General features: G+C 76.0%; 16 protein-coding genes and 1 tRNA gene. 5 read left to right on the top strand and 12 right to left on the bottom strand.

Annotated features, from left to right (window positions below; all coding sequences use genetic code 11):
- Window positions 1–74: 74 nt before the first annotated feature.
- Entirely contained in the window at window positions 75–359 is a 285-nt protein-coding gene (locus AC2TDM_RS14730; RefSeq protein WP_484635133.1) for a hypothetical protein, read from the top strand.
- Here AC2TDM_RS14730 and AC2TDM_RS14735 read toward each other — a convergent pair.
- From AC2TDM_RS14735 to AC2TDM_RS14760, 6 genes are all read right to left on the bottom strand, one after another.
- A complete protein-coding gene (locus tag AC2TDM_RS14735) occupies window positions 356–913 on the bottom strand; it encodes a hypothetical protein (RefSeq protein WP_484635134.1) in 558 nt (185 codons plus the stop codon). The two genes, AC2TDM_RS14730 and AC2TDM_RS14735, sit on opposite strands and share 4 nt — an antisense overlap.
- Before the next feature lie 18 nt (window positions 914–931).
- A complete protein-coding gene (locus tag AC2TDM_RS14740; RefSeq protein ID WP_484635135.1) occupies window positions 932–1,156 on the bottom strand; it encodes a hypothetical protein in 225 nt (74 codons plus the stop codon).
- 189 nt (window positions 1,157–1,345) lie between these two features.
- Window positions 1,346–1,422, bottom strand: a tRNA-Thr gene (locus AC2TDM_RS14745).
- Between the two features lie 125 nt (window positions 1,423–1,547).
- Window positions 1,548–2,447, bottom strand: coding sequence for a DsbA family protein (locus tag AC2TDM_RS14750; protein WP_484635136.1), 900 nt, complete (start codon window positions 2,445–2,447; stop codon window positions 1,548–1,550).
- Between the two features lie 50 nt (window positions 2,448–2,497).
- Window positions 2,498–3,043, bottom strand: a complete 546-nt coding sequence (locus tag AC2TDM_RS14755; RefSeq protein WP_484635137.1) for a hypothetical protein — start codon at window positions 3,041–3,043, stop codon at window positions 2,498–2,500.
- A 101-nt stretch (window positions 3,044–3,144) separates the two neighbouring features.
- Window positions 3,145–5,031: a serine/threonine-protein kinase gene (locus AC2TDM_RS14760; protein ID WP_484635138.1), complete on the bottom strand. Its 1,887-nt coding sequence runs from the start codon at window positions 5,029–5,031 to the stop codon at window positions 3,145–3,147.
- Between the two features lie 286 nt (window positions 5,032–5,317).
- Here AC2TDM_RS14760 and AC2TDM_RS14765 point away from each other — a divergent pair, with 286 nt between their 5' ends.
- The 4 genes from AC2TDM_RS14765 to AC2TDM_RS14780 all read left to right on the top strand — a co-directional run bounded on the left by AC2TDM_RS14765 (window position 5,318) and on the right by AC2TDM_RS14780 (window position 10,434).
- A complete protein-coding gene (locus AC2TDM_RS14765) occupies window positions 5,318–6,799 on the top strand; it encodes an alpha,alpha-trehalose-phosphate synthase (UDP-forming) (protein ID WP_484636472.1) in 1,482 nt (493 codons plus the stop codon).
- Complete coding sequence (otsB, locus tag AC2TDM_RS14770) at window positions 6,792–7,655, top strand: trehalose-phosphatase (RefSeq protein ID WP_484635139.1); 864 nt, start codon at window positions 6,792–6,794, stop codon at window positions 7,653–7,655. The genes AC2TDM_RS14765 and otsB overlap by 8 nt, the downstream gene beginning before the upstream one ends.
- Window positions 7,656–7,889: 234 nt before the next feature.
- Window positions 7,890–9,011, top strand: coding sequence for an ABC transporter ATP-binding protein (locus tag AC2TDM_RS14775; RefSeq protein WP_484635140.1), 1,122 nt, complete (start codon window positions 7,890–7,892; stop codon window positions 9,009–9,011).
- A gap of 115 nt (window positions 9,012–9,126) precedes the next feature.
- Window positions 9,127–10,434, top strand: a complete 1,308-nt coding sequence (locus AC2TDM_RS14780) for a DUF4032 domain-containing protein (RefSeq protein WP_484635141.1) — start codon at window positions 9,127–9,129, stop codon at window positions 10,432–10,434.
- Window positions 10,435–10,491: 57 nt separating this feature from the next.
- Here AC2TDM_RS14780 and AC2TDM_RS14785 read toward each other — a convergent pair whose 3' ends face one another.
- The 6 genes from AC2TDM_RS14785 to AC2TDM_RS14810 all read right to left on the bottom strand — a co-directional run bounded on the left by AC2TDM_RS14785 (window position 10,492) and on the right by AC2TDM_RS14810 (window position 17,994).
- Window positions 10,492–11,706, bottom strand: a complete 1,215-nt coding sequence (locus AC2TDM_RS14785) for a ScyD/ScyE family protein (protein WP_484635142.1) — start codon at window positions 11,704–11,706, stop codon at window positions 10,492–10,494.
- Window positions 11,707–11,803: 97 nt separating this feature from the next.
- Window positions 11,804–13,138, bottom strand: a complete 1,335-nt coding sequence (locus AC2TDM_RS14790) for an MFS transporter (protein ID WP_484635143.1) — start codon at window positions 13,136–13,138, stop codon at window positions 11,804–11,806.
- The gene (locus tag AC2TDM_RS14795) at window positions 13,135–14,529 is read right to left on the bottom strand and encodes an alpha-amylase family glycosyl hydrolase (protein ID WP_484635144.1); all 1,395 of its coding nucleotides are present in this window, start codon (window positions 14,527–14,529) and stop codon (window positions 13,135–13,137) included. Before AC2TDM_RS14795 ends, AC2TDM_RS14790 begins: the two co-directional genes overlap by 4 nt.
- Complete coding sequence (rlmB, locus tag AC2TDM_RS14800; RefSeq protein ID WP_484635145.1) at window positions 14,526–15,566, bottom strand: 23S rRNA (guanosine(2251)-2'-O)-methyltransferase RlmB; 1,041 nt, start codon at window positions 15,564–15,566, stop codon at window positions 14,526–14,528. Before rlmB ends, AC2TDM_RS14795 begins: the two co-directional genes overlap by 4 nt.
- Entirely contained in the window at window positions 15,566–17,077 is a 1,512-nt protein-coding gene (cysS, locus tag AC2TDM_RS14805; RefSeq protein WP_484635146.1) for a cysteine--tRNA ligase, read from the bottom strand. The genes rlmB and cysS overlap by 1 nt, the downstream gene beginning before the upstream one ends.
- Window positions 17,074–17,994, bottom strand: coding sequence for a LysR family transcriptional regulator (locus AC2TDM_RS14810; protein WP_175499267.1), 921 nt, complete (start codon window positions 17,992–17,994; stop codon window positions 17,074–17,076). The genes cysS and AC2TDM_RS14810 overlap by 4 nt, the downstream gene beginning before the upstream one ends.
- Window positions 17,995–18,047: the final 53 nt, after the last annotated feature.

Genomic DNA, 18,047 nt, shown 5'->3' on the forward strand with positions numbered 1-18,047 from the left:
AGGGGATGGCTCCAACAGATCCACGGGCGGAGGCGGGGACTTCCATGTCAGACCCCGACGGCACCCTGCAGCCCGTGCCAGACGTTCTCCCCGACCACCGCTCCCACCCGGGCTCAGCCGACATCACGGAGCGGCACCGCGAGCTGCTCAACGCCCACCCCGTCCCGCCGGGCGTGCACCACGACGTTGACCACCCCATCCCCGTGCTGGCGACGCTGCGGTGGGAGAACGACCCGACGGAGACCGTGCGGACCGTCGCGGTGGAGTGGACACGGGGGCTCGTGCGCGTGCGGCTGACCGACCCGCGGCGGCACACCGGGGCGGCGTGGTTGCCGGTGGAGGACGTGCGGAGGATCTAGGCGGAGCGCTCACCGCTCGGCGGCGGAGGCGTATCGCTCCACGAGCGGTGCAGGACGTGAAGGTTCTTCGACTCGGCGAGGACACTCGCCCAGTCGCTGCGGGCGTACTGCTCTGAGGCGACGATCACCCACTCGACGGCATCCTCAAAGGTGATCCGGCCCACGGGAAGGTGGCCCTTCTCGCCGCCCGCGCCGAAGCCCGGCAGGTGCACGTGCGGCTGCGTGTAGGGGCTCTTGCCGCTGGGGTGCCAGTGCAGGCGCACCCTGTCCTGACCCGCTTGCGCGATGCGGTAGCGGTAGGCACGGGTCGTGACGCGCCATGGGCCGCGGCCCGGCCGGTCGTCGAGGACGATCTCGTAGTGCATCTCGGCCTCGAAGTGCCAGCCGTCCTTCAGCACCAAGCCGCTGCCTGTGTTGATCGACCAGAGGCGCACGGCCCCTGGCGCCCGAGCGCCAGGGGACGTCGTGATCTTCGCTGAGCCGACGCATGACAGCGCCCGCTTGATCGGGCCGATGAAGGCTTCGAACGCCTCGACCGGCGTGGAGCCAGGCATGCGAGCTGTGCGCTCGTGTCAGGCGGCGCGCGCGAACGGCGCGAGCATCACCAGTCGGAAGACGTTCTCGTCATCCACGTCGTCGTACTCCCCTGCGTCGAGCCGGCCGAGAAACTCGTCCAGCCCGATGCCCAACCTGTCCGAGACCTGCATGCGCAGGTACTCGCGGCCCTCCGCCTCGGAGAGCTCAACGACGTCGACATCGTTCGTCGCACCGCTCTCGGCCATCGTCGTCCCCTTCATTCTCGTCACGGTAGTCGACTCAACCATCGGCCACTGACACGCGCCGGGTGAGACGCCGGCGATCACGTCACGCTCATCGTTCGCCCTGCGCAGGAAGGCTGACGGGATCACTACACGCACCGCCTGATCCGCGCAGAACGACGAGCGGCCCGCACCAGCATCCCTGCTGGTGCGGGCCGCTTTCCGCCGTGGAGCCCCCTGTCGGATTCGAACCGACGACCCCCTGTTTACAAGACAGGTGCTCTGGCCGACTGAGCTAAGGAGGCGAGGCGCCCAGGGTAGCGCCGGCGGCCGGACGCGCCGACGGCGGCACCCCCGTCCGGGTGGTGCCGCCGTCGTCGTCGGTCGTCCGCCGTGCGCCGCCCGCCAGGTGCAGGACCCGGCCGGGGTGTCAGCCCGCGAGCGCCAGGTCGATCTGCTCCTCGAGCGGGCCCGGCGTCGTCGGGTCGCCGGAGAACGGCTGGCCGTCGATGAGGATCGTCGGGGTGCTCAGGCGCGGCAGGTCCGCCTCGGCCTGGCCGGTGACCGCGACGACCCACGGCGCGTACGTGCGCCACGTGCCCTCCTGCTCGCCGTCGCCGTCGGTGAAGGAGCCGGAGACCGTGTCGGTGAAGGTGTCCGTGACGGCGGCCGGGACGCCGACGCCCTGCGCGATCTCGGCGATCTCGGCGTCCGTCAGGCCCTCCGTGCCCTCGGCCGGCTGGTTGTCGAACAGCGCGGTGGAGAAGGCGATGAAGTTGTCCGGGTCCTGGTCCGCCACCGTCGCGGCGGCGTTGGCGGCGCGCGTGGAGTAGAAGGTGCCGTTGGAGGCGCGGTCCAGGAAGGACAGGAGGTGGTAGGTGACGGAGATGTCGCCCGCCTCGGTCCGCTCGGCGAGCATCTGCGCGTTGGCCGCCTCGAACTGCGCGCAGAACGGGCACTGGTAGTCGAGGTAGACGGTCAGCTCGACGGGGGCGTCGCCGGTGGTGCCGACGCCGTCCGCGCTGACGGGGATGCCGCCCTTGTCGTCGGTCCCGGCGGGCGACGTGACGTCCGTCAGCGCCGGGGCCTCGACCGTGTCCGACGTACCGCCGTAGACGACCTGGCCGTAGGCCTCACGGTTGGCGGTGCTGTTGGTGATGATGAGCGTGACGACGACGGCCAGCGCGATGACGGCCGCGGCCAGGCCGCTGATGGCGATGATGCGGGTGCGCTTGGCCTTGCGGGCCTGCTCCGCGCGCAGGCGGGCGGCCTCCGCGCGGGCCGCCTCGCGGCGGTCGGCCTTCGACGGCCGGGGGTCGTTGCTGGGCATGGTGGGTCTCTCCGGTGGCTCGGTGCTGCACGCGCTCGTCGGCGCGGGGGTCAGGGACGGGCGGCGGTCGGCCCGACGAGGGCCGCGAGCACGGCCGGGGGCCCGCGGTGCGAGCGGACGGTGCCCAGCCCGCGCTGCGCGGGCGGACCGTCGACGGCGGGCGCGGCGCGTCCGCGCGGCACGCGGCCGACGGGGTCCGCGGCGAGCACCGGCCGGCGGCCGCGCACGACGACGCGCACGACCGCGTCCCACAGCGCACCGGCCGTCCGCACCAGCGCCGCGGCGACGCCGAGCAGCCCGGCCCCGCAGGCGGCGAGGACGACGTGCGCCCCCGTGAGCGACAGCGCGAGCTGGGCGACGACGAGCGCGGCGCGCCCGAGCTCGCCGAGCCCCAGGGTCCCCTCGGGACAGCCCGGTGCGCCCGCGAGCAGGTCCAGCCGCAGCGCGAGCGGTGCCAGCCCGCCGGCGGCGACGCACCGGTGCCACAGGACCGTCACGGCCCCGAGCGCCAGCAGCACGACCAGCGTCCCCGCGGCAGCCGCGAGCACGGCCCCGGCGGACCGGGGCAGGCGCGGGCGGGGGGCGGACGACGGCACGTGCCCAGGGTACGGGCCGCCCCTGAGGCGCCCGACGCCCGCCCGGGTGAGGAGCGTCCGGACGCGGCTCGTCCGACGTCCGCCCCGAGCGCTGGGCCGGCTCAGGGCAGCGTCGGCGTGGGCAGCGGGGTCCAGTCGACGGCCTGGCCCTGCAGCACCTGGGCGACGAGCAGCCCGGCCACGACCAGGGCGACGAGCACGAGCGCGACCGCCCCGCCGCGGCCCGGCGCCAGCGCCGCCAGGGTCCAGCGCGCCCCGAGCCGTGTGGTCCGCGACGCGGGCCCCCACCAGGCGGCGAGCACCCCGACGAGCACGCCGCCGCCGAGCAGGGCCTGCACGGTCCGGCCGCCCGGCGGCTCGCCCGGGACGAGGTCGGCACCCGTCGGCGCCCACGTCCCGCTGCCCAGCAGCCACCACAGGACGCCCAGGACGATGACGGCCACGCTCGCCCCGACGACGAGCGACGGCAGCAGCCCCACGAGCGCGCGCAGCAGGTGCCACGGCGTCGTCCCCACCGCCGCCGCGACGTCCGCCCGCCCCGGGCCGCCGCGCCGCTCGCGCCGGCCGTGCATCGCCTCGACCGTCGAGCCGACGGTCCTCACGAGCAGCAGCAGCACCGCCACGACCGCGAGCGTCCAGACGGGCACGAGCGCGCCCGCCGCCCCGACGACGAGCGCCAGCGCGAGCAGCGACCCCCAGCGGCGCCGCGGGACCGGGCGTCGCCAGCCGGGCCCGGGCGGGTCGACGTCCGTGTCGCCGCCCGGACCGGGCGCGCCCGGCGAGGTGGGCACGCCGGGCGCGCCGGGCCCGACGAGCGGGCTGACGTCCCCGGACCCGACCGGGGGCACGGCGACCGGCGCCGCCGCGGCCGCGCGGGGCGGCTGGACGGGCAGGAGCTGCGTGCTGCCGTCCTGCGCACGGTCGGAGGGGGTCGCCACGACCGCGGGCGTCCGCCCTGTCACCGGCGTGTGGACCGGCGCCGGGGCCGGCGGGGGCGCCGTAGGCAAGACCTGCGTGGCCCCGGTCGGCGGCGGCGGCGCAGGGGGCAGCACCTGCGTGGCCCCCGCCGGCGGCGGGACGGCGGGCAGCACGTGCGTATCGCCGTCGTCGCCGCTCGGCCCGCCGGCACCGGCAGCGCCGAGGTGAGCCACGTCGTCGGCCACGTCCTCGTCGTCGCCGACGCCCAGGGCCGCGTCGTGCAGCACCTCGAGCAGGACGTCAGGCCGGGGTCGTCGCGCGGGGTCCGGGTCGAGCGCCGCACGCAGCGCCGCCCGCACCCGCCCCCCGACGCCCTCGAGCGCCGTCTCCCCCGCCATCGTCCGCGCGAGCACGGCGTCCGCCGGCCCGCGGCCGAACGGCGGGCGGCCCGTGGCGGCCCAGGCGACGACCGCCGCCCAGCCCCACAGGTCGGACGCCGGGGTCGGCTCCTGCCCGGCGACGAGCTCCGGCGCGAGGTAGCCCGGCGTCCCCACGACGAGCCCCGCCGAGGTGACCCGCGTGTCGTCGGCGGACTGCGCGATGCCGAAGTCGATGAGCACGGGCCCGGCCGGCGTGACCATGACGTTCGACGGCTTGAGGTCCCGGTGGACGACGCCGGCCGCGTGCACGGCGCGCAGGGCGTCGAGCAGGCCGTCGGCCAGCAGCGCGAGGTCCGGGCCGTCCAGCGGGCCCTCCCGGCGCACGCGCGCCTCCAGGTCCTCGCCGGGGACGAGCTCCGTGACGAGGAAGGCCTCGGAGGAGTCGGCCTCCGCGTCGAGCACCGCGGCGACCCCGGGGTGCCGCAGCCGCTGCAGGGCCAGGACCTCGCGGCGCAGGCGGTCGCGGGCCTCGGGGTCCGCGCCGACGTGGGGGTGCAGCAGCTTGAGCGCCACGGCGTGCCCGCCGCCGTCCACCGCCCGGTAGACGGCGCCCATCCCGCCCGCGCCGAGCGGGGCGACCACGGTGTAGCCGCCGACCTCGGTGCCCGGGGCAGGGCCGATGCGCTCCATGCCCCCGCACGCTAGCGCCCGGTCCCGCCCCTGGCCGGGAGCGGACAGGTGCGTCCGCGGCGCCGGGCGGGGCCGCGGTTCGCCCGTTAGGGTCGACGCAGCCCGCCGCCGGGCTGCGTTGCGCGCGCCCTCGCGGCCCTCTGCACGACCACTCCCAGGAGGTGTCCTCGTGCCCGCAGCCGGCACCCCCGACGACCGCACCGCCGACGACCGCACCGCCGACGACCGCACCGCCGAGAACCGCACCGACGGCACGACCGACGGCCCCGACGGCAGCACGGCCGACCTGGCTCCCGGGGACGGCTACGAGCTCGTCGTCGTCGCCAACCGCCTGCCCGTCGACGTCACGCTCGGCGAGGACGGCGAGCCGAGCTGGACGCGGTCCCCGGGCGGGCTCGTCACGGCCCTGTCCCCCGTCATGGCCAAGGCCGACGGCGCCTGGGTGGGCTGGGGCGGGTCCCCGGACCTGGCGCTGGACCCCTTCGACGTCGACGGGACCCGGCTGGTCCCGGTCGCGCTGAGCGCCGACGACGTCGCCACGTTCTACGAGGGCTTCTCCAACGACACGTTGTGGCCGCTCTACCACGACGTCATCGCGCCGCCCGCGTTCCACCGCAACTGGTGGGACTCCTACGTGACGGTGAACCGGCGCTTCGCGGCGGCCGCCGCCGAGCAGGCCGCGCCGGGTGCGACGGTGTGGGTGCAGGACTACCAGCTCCAGCTCGTCCCGGCGATGCTCCGCGAGCAGCGCCCCGACCTGCGGATCGGGTACTTCCACCACATCCCGTTCCCGCCGCTGGAGATCTTCGCGCAGCTGCCGTGGCGGCGGCAGGTCGTCGACGGCCTGCTCGGCGCGGACCTCATCGGCTTCCAGCGCGCCGGCGACGCGAGCAACTTCGCGCGGGTGGTGCGCCGGTACACGGACCTGCCGACACGCGGTCAGGTCATCACGGTGCCGCGGCCGGGGGCGGTGGACCGCCAGGTGCGCGCCTCGGCGTTCCCCATCTCCATCGACAGCGGCGCGTTCGACGAGCTGGCCCGCACGCCCGAGGTGCAGCAGCGGGCGCGGGAGATCCGCCACGACCTGGGCGACCCGAAGGTGCTCCTGCTCGGCGTCGACCGGCTCGACTACACCAAGGGGATCATCCACCGCATCAAGGCCTTCGGCGAGGTCCTCGAGGACGGCACCCTCGACCCGCAGGACGTGCGCCTCGTGCAGGTGGCCAGCCCCAGCCGCGAGAACGTCGAGGCGTACCAGCAGCTGCGCGACGAGGTGGAGCTGCTCGTCGGGCGCATCAACGGCGACCACGGCACCGTCGGCCACACGCCGATCCAGTACCTGCACCAGTCCTTCCCCATGGCCGAGATGGCGGCGCTCTACCTCGCGGCGGACGTCATGCTCGTCACGGCCCTGCGCGACGGCATGAACCTCGTCGCCAAGGAGTACGTGGCGGCGCGCAACGACGAGCGGGGCACGCTCGTGCTCTCGGAGTTCACGGGTGCGGCCGACGAGCTGGCCGGCGCCGTGCTCATCAACCCGCACGACATCGACGGCCTCAAGGACGCCATCGTGCGGGCGGCGACGATGGAGCCGCGGCAGGCGCGCACCCGCATGCGCCGCCTGCGCCGTCGGGTGCTGGAGCACGACGTGACGGCGTGGTCGGAGCAGTTCCTCGGCGCCCTGCAGGCCGAGCCCGCGGCGCCGGGCCGGGCGCTGCCCGACCCGGGGGCGACGGAGGGACGGGACCTGGTGGTGGGACGTGGCTGAGACGGGGACGACGACGGGCGTGACGACGGGCACGACGACGGGCCCGTCAACCGGAGCCACGGCCGACGCCGCCGCGGTCGCGGCCCTGACGGCGCTCGCGGGCGACGCCGACGCGCGCCCGCTTCTGGTGGCGCTCGACTTCGACGGCGTCCTGGCCCCCCTGCAGGACGACCCGTCGGCGTCGCGCGCGCTCCCGGCCTCCGTGGCCGCCCTCGCGCGGCTCGGGCAGGTGCGCGGCGTGCACCTCGCGCTGGTCAGCGGCCGGGCGATGGCCGACCTGCAGGCCCTCGCGGAGGTGCCGGTCGGGACGGTGCTCGTCGGGAGCCACGGCTCCGAGCGCGCCCGGACGACGTCCTTCGGCCTCGACCGGGCCGTCGTGCGCCTCACCGACGTGCAGCAGGACGCGCTGGCCGACCTCGGGGCGCAGGCGGCCGCCGTCGCGCGCGGCCGCGACGGGGTGTGGGTGGAGACGAAGCCGGCGGCCGTCGTCGTGCACACGCGCCTGGCCCCGCGCGAGGTGGCGGCCGTGGCCGAGGGCGAGGCGCTCGACCTCGGGGCGCGGCTCGGCGTGCACGTGCTGCACGGCAAGGACGTCGTGGAGATGAGCGTGCTCGACGCGGACAAGGGGCAGGCCGTCCTCGCCCTGGTGCGCGAGCTGGGCGCCCGCGCCGCCGTTTACGCCGGCGACGACGTCACGGACGAGAACGCGTTCCGGGCGCTCGCCGGGGCCGCCGACGAGGTGCGCGGGCTCACCGTCAAGGTCGGCCCGGGCAGCACCGTCGCCGCTCACCGGCTCGCCGACCCCGAGGCCGTCGCGACGGCCCTCACCGCGCTGGCCGACGCGCTCGGCGCCTGACGCCCGCCCCTTCCGGGTCGGCGTGGAACCGGCCGGTCAGGAGCGGGCACGGTGCACGTCGGCGGCGGGCGTCGGAAAGCGCTCGCCGCGCTGCTGTCCGTCTCACCCGCTCGTGTGCCATGATGGCGCCACGTCCGCGGCTCCCTTGCCGCGGTCGGTGTCAGAGCAGACACGCTGACACTCTTCACGACGGATCGTCCGGCACGTACCTGCCGGTGGAGGGATGTACCAGTCATGGCTACGGTCACCTACGACCACGCGACCCGGCTCTACCCGGGCTCGGAGCGCCCCGCGGTCGACGCGCTCAACCTGCACATCGAGGACGGCGAGTTCCTCGTCCTCGTCGGCCCCTCGGGCTGCGGCAAGTCGACCTCCCTGCGCATGCTCGCGGGCCTCGAGGACGTCAACGCCGGCCGCATCCTCATCGGCGACCGCGACGTCACGGACGTCCAGCCGAAGGACCGGGACATCGCGATGGTGTTCCAGAACTACGCGCTGTACCCGCACATGACGGTCGCCGACAACATGGGCTTCGCCCTGAAGATCGCCGGCACGCCGAAGGCGGAGATCCGCACCCGCGTCGAGGAGGCCGCCAAGATCCTCGACCTCACGCAGTACCTCGACCGCAAGCCGAAGGCGCTCTCCGGCGGTCAGCGCCAGCGTGTCGCCATGGGCCGCGCCATCGTGCGTCAGCCCCAGGTGTTCCTCATGGACGAGCCGCTGTCGAACCTCGACGCCAAGCTCCGCGTCCAGACGCGCACGCAGATCGCCTCGCTGCAGCGCCGCCTCGGCGTCACGACGGTCTACGTCACGCACGACCAGACCGAGGCCCTCACCATGGGCGACCGCATCGCGGTCCTCAAGGACGGCCTGCTGCAGCAGGTCGGCACCCCGCGCGACATGTACGACACCCCGGCCAACGTGTTCGTCGCCGGCTTCATCGGCTCCCCGGCCATGAACATCGGCACGTTCCCGGTCCAGGGCGACGCGGCGGACCTCGGGCAGGCGCACGTCGTGCTCCCGCGCGAGGCGGTCTCGGCGATCTCCTCGGAGGACAAGGGCCAGATCACCGTCGGCTTCCGTCCCGAGGCGCTCGACGTCGTGCCGCAGGGCACGGCGGACGCCATCCCGGTCGTCGTCAACATCGTCGAGGAGCTCGGCTCCGACGCGTTCGTCTACGGCAGCCTCGGCCGGGGCGTCGCGGGCGAGGTGCGCTCCGGCGCCGGCGACTCGCAGGTCATCGTGCGCGTCGACCCGCGCCAGGTCCCCGGCAAGGGCGAGACGATCCACGTCCGCATCCGCCAGGGCGAGCAGCACCTGTTCCACGCGGGCAGCGGCGAGCGCATCAGCGCCTGACGTCAGCGTGTGCGGAGGGGCGGGACCGGGTCGCCGGTCCCGCCCCTCCGTCGTCCCCGCGCGCCCACCCACGGCGTGGGACGCTGGTGCCACCCCCGCCCGACCCGAGGACGTCATGAGCCCCACGCCCCCGCGCCTGCAGATCACCGCGGCGACCACCGACCCCGCGCTCCTCGACCTGCCCTGGCACGTCCCGCTCGAGCAGTGGCCGTCGGAGGTCCTGGCCGCGCTCCCCCGCGGCATCTCCCGGCACATCGTGCGGTTCGCGCGCCTGTCGGGCGGCGTCGTCGCCATCAAGGAGATCGGGGAGACGGTCGCCTACCGCGAGTACGAGCTGCTGCGCCAGCTGCGCAAGCTCGACATCCCGGGCGTCGAGCCGCTCGGCGTCGTCACCGGCCGGCACGCCCCGGACGGCGAGCCGCTCGAGGCGTGCCTGCTGACCCGGCACCTGAGCTTCTCGCTGCCGTACCGCGCGCTGTTCAGCCAGTCCCTGCAGCCCGACACGGCGACGCGGCTCATCGACGCCCTCGCGGTGCTGCTCGTGCGGCTGCACCTCGTCGGCTTCTACTGGGGCGACGTCTCGCTGTCGAACACGCTGTTCCGCCGGGACGCGGAGACGTTCGCGGCGTACCTCGTCGACGCCGAGACGGGCGACCTGCACGACAAGCTCTCGCCCGGGCAGCGGTCCTACGACCTCGAGGTCGCCCGCGTGAACATCATCGGCGAGCTCATGGACCTGCAGGCGGGCGCGTTCCTGTCGGAGGACGTCGACGCGGTGGAGATCGGCGACGCCATCGTCGTGCGCTACCAGGAGCTGTGGCGCGCCCTCACCGAGCGCGAGTCGTTCTCCTACGGCGACCGGTGGCGCGTGCAGCAGCGCATCGACCGCCTCAACGACCTGGGCTTCGACGTCGGCGAGCTCGACATCACCACCGACATCGACGGCACGACCGTGCGCATCCAGCCCAAGGTCGTCGACGCCGGCCACCACTCCCGGCGCCTCATGCGCCTGACCGGCCTGGACGTGCAGGAGAACCAGGCGCGGCGGCTGCTCAACGACCTCGACGAGTACCGCGCCGCGACGGACCGGCAGATGGAGGACGAGTCCTTCGTCGCCCACGACTGGCTCACGGACGTCTTCGAGCCGGCCGTGCGGAAGGTCCCGCGGGAGTTCCGCAAGAAGCTCGAGCCGGCGCAGGTCTACCACGAGCTGCTCGACCACCGGTGGTTCCTGTCCCAGCAGCAGAACCGGGACGTGCCCATGAAGGAGGTCGTCAAGAGCTACGTGAAGACCGTCCTGCCCACCCGGCCCGACGAGCAGGCCGTCCTCGGCGTCAGCGCCGAGGACCTGCGCGAGACGGAGACGGGCTCGATGCCCCGTGTGCACCCCGACGAGGTCGACGGGGACATGCTCATCGGCTGACGCGGGTGGCCGCAGCGGGGGTGGCGTGCACGGCGGCACACCACCCCCGCGACGGGCTCAGCCCAGCGGCACGCGCACGACGGAACCGGCCGGCGTGGAGCCCGGCTCGAGGCCGCTCAGCACGTCGGTCGTGACCCACAGGTCCTTCCCGACGACCTCGACGGCCCCGGGGAACGGCACCTCGACGGCGGTCGTCGGGGTGCTCGTCCCGCGAGCCACCACCGAGACGCGTCCGCCGAACAGCTCGGCCACGTAGACGTCCCCGGAGCCCGACACGGCGAGGTTCGTCGCCCCGGCGAAGCCGGTCGCCACCAGCCGCAGCTCACCCGTCGCCGGGTGCACCCGCCACACGGACCCGCGGGCACCGAGGCTCGGGTCCTCGGGACCGCCGGGCAGCGTCGACACGTAGAGCCAGCCGTCCGGGCCGAGCTCGACGTCCGTGGGCACCGCCTCGAAGGAGTACGGCGTGCCGAAGGCGCAGCTCGGGAAGCCGAAGGCGGCGTAGGCCTCGTCGGGCAGGACCGCGGGCTGCGGGGGCAGCGCGGCGAGCGGCGTGACCTGGCCGCCCTGCACCTTCCAGATCGTGTTCGCGCCCGCGTCGGCGACGTAGAGCACGTCGCGGACGGTCGTCGTGGCGTACGGGTGCGAGTACGTCTCCCCGGTGTAGGTGGCGCCGCCCACCTCGGCGGGCACCTGCGCCGCGCACGCCTCGTCGACCTCGAGCAGGCCGTACTCGGTGTCGCCGTCGGGGTCGAAGGCGACCTCGGCCGCCCAGGTGTCCGCCACCGTCTTCGTCCCGCCCCAGACGTTGCGCTCCTTGACCACGGCCGAGGTCTCCCGACTCTCGGCGTACGTGACGCGGCCGGACGGCGTGACGGAGAGCGCGCCCAGCTCCGCGCCCGGCTCGAGCTGGGTGCCGACGCGCGTGACCGTGCCGGCGGCGGCACCCTGCGTCTTCACCGAGGACATCAGGCCGGCGAAGTTCTGCGACACGAGCACCGTGCCGTTGGGGCGGACCGCGAGGGACAGGGGGCTGAGCAGGCCCTGGGCCTCGACGTCGGGGGCGGCCGTCGGCGGTGCGGCCACGGCGGGCAGGGCGAGCGACCCGCCGAGCGCGAGCGCGGCGCAGGCGCCGATCGCGGCGGCCAGGGTGCGGGTGCGGGTGCGGGTGCTGGTCCTGGTGCGGGTGCTCGTGCGAGTGCTGGTGCTGGTGCTGGTGCGGGTGCTGGTGCGGGCGGTCGGCAGCGCCGACCGGCGGGTGGTGCGCGTCATCGCGGGTCTCCCGTGCGGTAGCAGCAGCGTCCCCGGCACGCCAGGGGCGCTCGGACGCGCGCACCGTACAGCCGGCGTCCAGGCGGCTGCCAGGGTGCTAGCCCCGCCCCTCGCCCCGCCCCCGTCGCAGCGCCTGCCGCAGCGGCGGCACCACCGTCCCCTGCTCCGCCAGCAGCGCGCGCGTGCGTCGTCGGGCGCGCAGGAGCGCCACCACCCCGACCGCCCACATCGGGTACTGCACCGCCATCGCCCAGCGGAACGCGTCCAGCGTGTAGGTGTCGGGCGTCCCCGCGCCCTGCAGGTCCAGCGCGACCCCGACCAGCGCCAGCGCCACGAGCGCCGACACGAACCCGCCGCTGTTGACGATGCCCTGGGCGCTGCTGATCCGCTCGGGCGGGTTGAACGAGCGCGCGTAGTCCAGCCCGACGAGCGACCCCGGCCCGCCGGAGGCGAGCGCCAGCACGAGGACGACGAGCAGCCAGGACGGCGCCGGCCCCGGCCGCAGCAGCACCGTCGTCCAGGCGGCCGCCTGGACCGCGACCACCGCGAGCACCGCCCACGACCGCCGCAGCGGGTGCCGTCCCGTGAACCGGCCGATGAGCAGCCCGGCCACGATCCCGGCCAGCACGAACAGGACGAGCAGCCCCTGCGCGGCCCCGTCCGTCAGGCCCTCCCCCGCCGTCAGGTACGGGAAGCCCCACAGCAGGGCGAACGTGTGCGCCGGGAAGGGCGCCACGGCGTGCGTCCACAGGCCCAGCCGCGTCCCCGGGTGCGACCAGGCCGCGGCGAGCCGGCCCCGCACGTGCCCGCCCGGGTCGGTGGCGGCGGCCGCGGCCACGCTTCGCGGCCCCTCGCGCACGGCCAGGGCGACGAGCAGCGCCCCCAGCGCCAGCGCCGCCCCGAGCCCGAGGAAGGCGGGCTCCCAGCCGGCCTCGTCGAGCACCGCGCGCAGCGGCACGACGCTGACGACCTGCCCCAGCTGCCCGACGATGCCGGTCACCTGCACCATGAGCGCCGTCCGGTGCACCGGGAACCAGGCGACGACGAGGCGCAGGACGGCCACGAACACCGTCGCGTCGCCCGCCCCCACCAGCGCGCGCGCCGCGATGGCGGCCGGGACGGCGGTCGCGGTGGCCAGCACCACCTGCCCCACGGCCATGGTGACCACGCCGACGAGCAGCACCCGCCGGGTCCCGAACCGGTCGAGCAGCACCCCCACCGGCACCTGCAGGGCGCCGTAGACCGCGAGCTGCAGCACCGCGAACAGCGACAGGGTGCCGGCGGAGACGCCGAACCGGTCCGACGCCTCGATCCCGGCCGCCGACAGCGACGTGCGGCTCGTCACCGCCAGCCCGTAGACGAGCAGGCCGACGCCCCAGACGAGCCACGCCTGCCCCGGGACGGCGCGTGCGGCGCCCGCGGGGGTGCTCACGGGTGCGTCAGCACCGCCCAGCCGTGCGGCGGCAGCACGACCGTGCGGCCGCCGTCGGCGAGCGACCCGGTCCCGGCGGCGAGCGCGGCCGGCCCGGCGGCGAGGGCTCCCGGCAGGTCGGCCGGCAGGCCCCAGCGCACCTCGGCGTCGTCGGTGCTCAGCACGAGCAGGACGCCCTCGTCGGGCCCGGCGTCCGGCGCCCCCGCCCGCGGCGCGAGCGCGACGACGAGCAGCGGGTTGGACACGTGCCGTACCGACAGCTCCGCGTCGTGCAGCCACGGGTGGCGCCGCCGGAGACCGACGAGCTCCTGGTGGCGGTGCAGCACGGGCAGGCCCACGGGGCTGAGCTCCGACGGCGTGGCGGGGAACGCCGGCCGGACCGCGTCGTCGCCGCCCGCGCGGTCCTCCTTCACACCGGTGAACCCGTGCTCGTCGCCGGCGTAGACGCACGGCGTGCCGGGCACGGTCAGCAGGAGCGCGAGCGCGTGGTCCAGGTGGCGCGGGTCGCTCAGGCGGCTGGCGATGCGGGTGACGTCGTGGTTCCCGACGAAGGTCAGCGGGACGAACGCCTCGGTGAACTCCGCGTGCCGGCGCAGCGCGTGCGCGAGCTCCCACGCGTTGCCGTCCTCGAGCGAGCTCCAGGTCGCCTTCCACAGCTCGTACTGCGTGACGGCGTCCATCTCGGACGCCGCGACGATCCCCGCGTAGTCGCCGTGGATCACCTCGCCCACGACGTAGACGTCGGGGTGGGCCGCCCGGACCGCGGTCAGCACCGGCGCCCAGAACGCCGGCGGCACGGCGTAGGCGGCGTCCAGGCGCCACCCGTCGGCGCCTCGCTCGAGCCAGTACCGCATGACGTGCTCGACGTGCGCCGCGACGGCGGGCTCGTCGTGCGCGAGGGCGACGAGCGCGCCGTGCCCCTCGAAGTCGTCGTGGGCGGGGTGGCCGCCACCGTCCGCGGCGGACGGGTCCGGCCAGCGCAGCCGGAACCAGCGGGCGGCCGGCGACGACGGGCCCTCCGCGAGGGCCTGCCGGTACTCGCCGAAGTCCTCGCCGACGTGGTTGAAGACGCCGTCGAGCACGACCCGCAGGCCCCGGGCGTGCGCGGCGGCGAACAGCGCGACGAGGTCCGCCTCGTCGCCGAGCCGCCGGTCGACGGCGAGGTGGTCCGTCGTGTCGTACCCGTGCGTGCGTGAGGCGAACACCGGCCCGAGGAGGATCCCGGACGCCCCGAGCGACACGGCGTGGTCGAGCCACGGCTCGAGCGCGGACAGCCGGTGACGCACCTCGCCCTCGGGGACCTCGTCGGCCGTCCGCTCCGCGCCGAGGAAGCCCAGCGGGTACAGGTGGTAGAGGACCGCGTGCCGGACCCAGCCCGGCTCGGGGCTCACGCGGGGACCGGCCCGCGCTGGCGGGCCACCTCGTACAGCGCGATGCCCGCGGCGACCCCGGCGTTGAGCGACTCGACCGCGGACGCGATCGGGATGGAGGCGACCGCGTCGCACTGCGCCCGCACGAGCCGGCTCAGGCCCTTGCCCTCCGACCCGACGACGAGCACGACGGGGTCCCCCGCGTAGGGCATCTCCGCCAGCTCCGTGTCGCCGCCGGCGTCGAGCCCGACGACGAACAGCCCCGCGCTGCGGTAGTCCTGCAGGGTCCGCGCGAGGTTGGTCACGCGGGCCACGGGCACGCGCGCGGCGGCCCCCGCCGACACCTTCCACGCCGCGGCCGTCACGCCGGCCGCGCGCCGCTCGGGCACGAGCACGCCGTGGGCCCCGAAGGCGCCGGCCGACCGCAGCACCGCACCGAGGTTGCGCGGGTCCGTGACCTGGTCGAGGGCGACGAGCAGGGGCGGCCGGCCCGAGGCCTCGGCGGCGTCGAGCAGGTCGTCGACGTCGGCGTAGTCGTAGGGCGGCACGACGAGCGCCACGCCCTGGTGCACCGAGCCATCGGTGAGCCGGTCGAGCTCCGTGCGCGACACCTCGAGCAGCGGACGGCCGGAGTCCGCCGCGATGGCGATGATCTCGCGGGTGCGGTCGTCGGCCTCGAGCTTGGCGGCGAGGTACACCGTGGTCACGGGGATGCCCGCGCGCAGCGCCTCGAGCACGGAGTTGCGACCGGAGATGGTCTCCGTCGCCCCCGCGCCGCGCGCCGACCCCCGGGCCTTGCCGCCGCCCGCACGGCCGCCTGCACGGCCGCCGGCCACACGCGCGCCGCCGGCACCCGCACCCGGCCGCGCGCCCGCCGCGGCGGCGCGCTCGGCGGCCACCTTGCGCTGGTGCGCCACGTGGTAGACGCGGTCCTCCGCCTTCGGCGTGGGGCCGCGCCCCTCGAGGGACCGGCGGTTCTTGCCGCCGGTGCCCGTCGTGGCGCCCTTCTTCGAGCCCGCCTTGCGGGTGGCCCCGCGCCGCTGGGAGTTGCCGGCCATCAGTCCTCCGTCGTCGTGGTGTCGGCGGCGCCGGCCGGGGCCGCGAGGCTCCAGCGGGCGCCGGCCGGTGAGTCCTCCACCGCGATGCCGGCGGCGGTGAGGCGGTCGCGGATCGCGTCCGCGGTGGCCCAGTCCCGGGCGGCGCGCGCCTGGGCGCGCGCCTCGAGCTCGGCGCCGACGACCGCGTCCAGCGCGCGGGCGGCCCGGTCGTCGCCCGCGCCCCGGCCGGCGGCCCACTGCGGGGACGCCGGGTCCAGGCCGAGCACGTCGAGCATGCCGCGCACGGCGACGACGGCGGTGCGCGTGGCCGCGGCGTCGCCGGCCGCGAGCGCGGTGTTGCCGGCCTTGAGGTGCTCGTGCACCACCGCCAGCGCGGCGGGCACGTTGAGGTCGTCGTCCATCGCGGCGGTGAAGGCCTCCGGCAGCGCGGCGAGCAGCACCTCGTCGTCGTCCACCGCCCCGACCGCCTCCGTGGCCCGCGCGACGAACCCGGCGAGCCGCTCCCACGTCGCCCCGGCCTCGCGCAGGGTGTCGTCGGTCCACTCGAGCATGGACCGCAGCTGCACCGCCGTCAGCGCCAGTCGGACCACCGGCGCGGGGGTCGTCCGCAGCACGGCGTCGACGAGCAGCCCGTTGCCCAGGGACTTGCTCATCTTCGCGCCGCCCTGCGTGACCCAGCCGTTGTGCACCCAGTACCGCGCGAACCCGAAGCCGGCCGCCCGGCTCTGCGCCTGCTCGTTCTCGTGGTGCGGGAAGCGCAGGTCGAGGCCGCCGCCGTGGATGTCGAACGTCTCCCCGAGGTAGCGGTGCGCCATGGCGGAGCACTCGAGGTGCCAGCCCGGCCGCCCCCGGCCGAACGGGGTGTCCCACGCCGCCGTCGCCGGCTCGCCCGGGCGCGGCGACTTCCACAGCGCGAAGTCGTGCGGGTCGCGCTTGCCGGGCGTCGCGCGCTCGTCGAGCGGCTCGTCGTCGGGAGCCGGCTCCCCCGCCGCCGGGCCTTCGTCGTCGGGCGAGGGGACCATGTCCTCCAGCCGCTGGTGCGTCAGCTCCCCGTAGGCGGGCCAGGAGCGCACGTCGAACCACACGTCGCCCGGCGCGGTGGCGTAGGCGTGCCCGCCCTCGACCAGCCGCTGCATGAGCGCCACCATGTCGGGCACGTGCCCGGTGGCCCGCGGCTCGTACGTCGGCGGCAGGACGCCGAGCGCGTCGTACGCGCGCGTGAAGGCGCGCTCGTTCGTCAGCGCCCACGCCCACCACGGCTCCCCCGCGGCGGCCGAGCGGGCCAGGATCTTGTCGTCGACGTCCGTGACGTTGCGGACGAGGGTCACGCGGTAGCCGGAGCGGCGCAGCCAGCGCACGAGCACGTCGAACGCGACCGCCGAGCGCACGTGCCCCACGTGGGGCGGCGCCTGCACGGTCGCGCCGCAGAGGTAGACGCCCACCTGTCCCGGCACGACGGGTTCGAACGGCCGCACGCTGCGCGTGGCGGAGTCGAAGAGGTGGAGGGTCACCGCCCCAGGCTACCGACGTCCACGCCCCGGGCCGTCTCGACGAGCGCCGCCAGCACGAGGGCGACCACGCGGCGCTGGGCGCGGTCCGGCCGCTGCAGCGCGTCGACCCGGCGCGCGGCACGCACCCCGACGAGCGGCACGAGGGCGAACCGGCCCGCCGCGGCCAGCCCGGAGGTGTACCGCGGCAGCAGGGAGACGCCGTGCCCGGCGGCGACGAGGGCCTCGACCACGTGGAAGTCGTTGGACCGCTGCACCACGCGCACCGGCGCCCCGGCCGCGGCCTCCACCGCCGCCAGCACCCCGGCCACCGGGAAGCCCTCCTGCACGGCCACCCACGCCTCGTCCACGAGATCGGCCGGCGTCAGGGCCGTGCGCCCGGCCAGGGGGTGGTCCAGGGGCAGCGCGACGTCCATCGGCTCCCGCAGCAGGGGGGTGACGACGAGCCCGGCCGGCCAGGCTGCGCCGTCCTCGGGCCGGTGCGCCACGACGACGTCCGCCTCGGCCGTCAGCGCGGGGTACGCCGCCTGGCTGACGTCCTCGTCGGCCAGCTCGACCCGCACCCCCGGCCACGTCGCCGCCCGCGTGAGCAGGCCCGGCGCGAGCATCTGCGCGGCGGAGGCGAACAGGGCGACGCGGACGGTGCCGGTGGGCCGCTCGGCGAAGGCGTCGACGGCGGCCCGCGCGCGAGCCAGGGCCGTCAGGACGTCCGCCCCCGCGTCCGCCAGCGCGTGCCCGGCCGGGGTGAGCCGCAGGCCCCGGCCGTGGCGCTCGGTCAGCGGGGTCGGGCCGACGGACCGCTGCAGCGCGGCCAGGGACTGCGACACCGCCGAGGGCGTCAGGTGCACGGCGGCCGCGGCGGCGGTCACCCCGCCGCGGTCGCGCACGGCCCGCAGGACCTCCAGGTGCCGGGTCTCCACGCCGCGCACCCTAGCGGCGCGACGTGTCACCGTGCAGCGACGCTGCACGATCC

The sequence above is a fragment of the Cellulomonas sp. plas2 genome, from assembly GCF_057221735.1.

Excerpts from the sequence above, each read along its gene's own strand:
- AC2TDM_RS14785 (WP_484635142.1), bottom strand. The coding sequence starts at position 11,706 with ATGACGCGCACCACCCGCCGGTCGGCGCTGCCGACCGCCCGCACCAGC.
- rlmB (WP_484635145.1), bottom strand. The coding sequence starts at position 15,566 with ATGGCCGGCAACTCCCAGCGGCGCGGGGCCACCCGCAAGGCGGGCTCG.
- AC2TDM_RS14735 (WP_484635134.1), bottom strand. The coding sequence starts at position 913 with ATGCCTGGCTCCACGCCGGTCGAGGCGTTCGAAGCCTTCATCGGCCCG.
- AC2TDM_RS14780 (WP_484635141.1), top strand. The coding sequence starts at position 9,127 with ATGAGCCCCACGCCCCCGCGCCTGCAGATCACCGCGGCGACCACCGAC.
- AC2TDM_RS14775 (WP_484635140.1), top strand. The coding sequence starts at position 7,890 with ATGGCTACGGTCACCTACGACCACGCGACCCGGCTCTACCCGGGCTCG.
- AC2TDM_RS14740 (WP_484635135.1), bottom strand. The coding sequence starts at position 1,156 with ATGAAGGGGACGACGATGGCCGAGAGCGGTGCGACGAACGATGTCGAC.
- AC2TDM_RS14760 (WP_484635138.1), bottom strand. The coding sequence starts at position 5,031 with ATGGAGCGCATCGGCCCTGCCCCGGGCACCGAGGTCGGCGGCTACACC.
- AC2TDM_RS14750 (WP_484635136.1), bottom strand. The coding sequence starts at position 2,447 with ATGCCCAGCAACGACCCCCGGCCGTCGAAGGCCGACCGCCGCGAGGCG.